The 1,768-nt window shown below is 77.2% G+C and carries 1 protein-coding gene and 1 pseudogene; both read right to left on the reverse strand.

Features of this window, described 5'->3' with window-relative positions:
- Positions 1 to 843 (reverse strand): annotated as a pseudogene (locus tag ABT324_RS33310) (hypothetical protein); the annotation flags it as partial.
- 662 nt (positions 844 to 1,505) lie between these two features.
- The coding region (locus tag ABT324_RS33315) for a hypothetical protein (RefSeq protein WP_351185886.1) at positions 1,506 to 1,768 on the reverse strand (263 nt) is incomplete at its 5' end.

Here is a 1,768-nt window from a genome sequence, read left to right on the forward strand (position 1 = left end):
GACCGAAGCCGGGACCCCGGTCCACGGCTCGTCGCCGACGTCGAGCAGGCCCGAGGAGTCCGACCGCTCACCACCAGCACCACCCGGGGTCGGCGGCGACACCGGCGGCATCATCGGCGGCACCCCACCTGCGGTCGACGCCTGGGGCGCGGAGACATCGTCCTGCCCGGACGGCGCCTCCGAACCCGGCACGTCCGCCACCGGCACGTTGGCCACGGGCGTCTCGGCCACCGGTGCGTCGGACACGGGCGCGTCGGACACCGGCGCCCCGCCGGGTGACTGCAGTCCAGGCCCCCCGGGCAGCGCCCCGGCAGGTGCGTCGGGGTCACCGACTGGCAGCGGGACATCGACGCCGGTCCACGGCTCGTCGCCGACGTCGAGCAGGCCCGAGGAGTCCGACCGCTCACCACCAGCACCACCCGGGGTCGGCGGCGACACCGGAGGCATCATCGGCGGCACCCCACCCCGCTGGTCCAGGCCGCCGCCCTGCGCGGCGGGCTGGTCCCCGGGCGACCAGGACTGCTCGGTCGGCACCTCCGAACCAGGCAATCCCGTACCCGGGGTGTCAACACCGGGAAGCCCCGCACCTGGCGTGTCGGCTCCCGGTGTCCCGGTGCCCGGTGCCTCCGGGACCGGCGCATCGGTGACCGGGATTCCACCACCGGGTGCGTCGGCACTCGGCGTGCCCAGGTCCGGCACGGCAGGCGGTGTCCCGCCGGGCGCGTTGGGGTCACCGACCGAGGGCGGGTTGCCGACGCCGGTCCACGGCTCGTCACCGATGTCCAGCAGGCCGGAGGAGTCCGACCGCTCACCACCAGCACCACCCGGGGTCGGCGGCGACACCGGAGGCATCATCGGCGGCACCCCACCCCGCTGGTCCTGGTCACCACCCTGCGAGCTGCCCGTCGGGGGGTCCTGCAGCCCGGGCGGTGCGTCGACCGACCCAGGCGGCGCGTCGATCGCGGGGGGCGGGACTTCGCCGGTGGAAGCGCCAGGCACGTCGGTGCCCAACCCGGAGCCTCCGGGCCCACCCCCCGAGCCGGGGAGTTCGGGGGCATCGACACCAGTGGGTGGCGGGGACAACGACGGCGGCGGCACCGGCCCCTGTGGGGCCGGGTTCCGGTTGCTGCCGCCTGGCGGGGTCGGAGTCGGTACCCGCGACCCAGGCGGCTGCGCCCCTGGCGGCGAGGACCCCGGGGGCGGGCTCACCGGTGGCGGCGTGACCGGGGGCGGACTCACAGGCGGTGGCGCCACCGGGGGCGGGCTCACGGGTGGAGGTGTCACCGGGGGCGCGTTCCCGGAGTCCGAAGGGCCACCAGCACCGGGCGGCCCCCCGATCTCCGGAGGCGGCGGCACGTCCGCGGGCGAGTTCTGACCCGACAGGTCCGAGCCCGGCGGTCCCCCCACTCCCGGCGGGTCGGGCACGGACGGTCCCCCAACACCCGGGCCGTCGGACCCGGACGGGCCTCCGACGCCCGGCGGGTCGGAAACCGGCGGCGGATCGGTCACCGGTGGACCGTCGGTGCCCGGCGGCCCGTCAACTGCGGGCGGCTTGTCGACGCCGGGCGGTCCGTCGACACCAGGCGGTCCGTCGACGTCCGGCGGCCCGTCGACACCCGGCGGCCCGTCGACGTCCGGGGGCCCGTCGACACCCGGCGGCCCGTCGACGTCCGGCGGGCCGTCGCCATCCGGCGGCGTCTCGTACAGCGGCGGCGGCTCAAGCGCAACCCGGTGTTCGTCGTCGGCGCCGTGATCATCGCGGTGTTCG

Source organism: Saccharopolyspora sp. NPDC000359 (genome assembly GCF_040300525.1).
Taxonomy (GTDB): domain Bacteria; phylum Actinomycetota; class Actinomycetes; order Mycobacteriales; family Pseudonocardiaceae; genus Saccharopolyspora.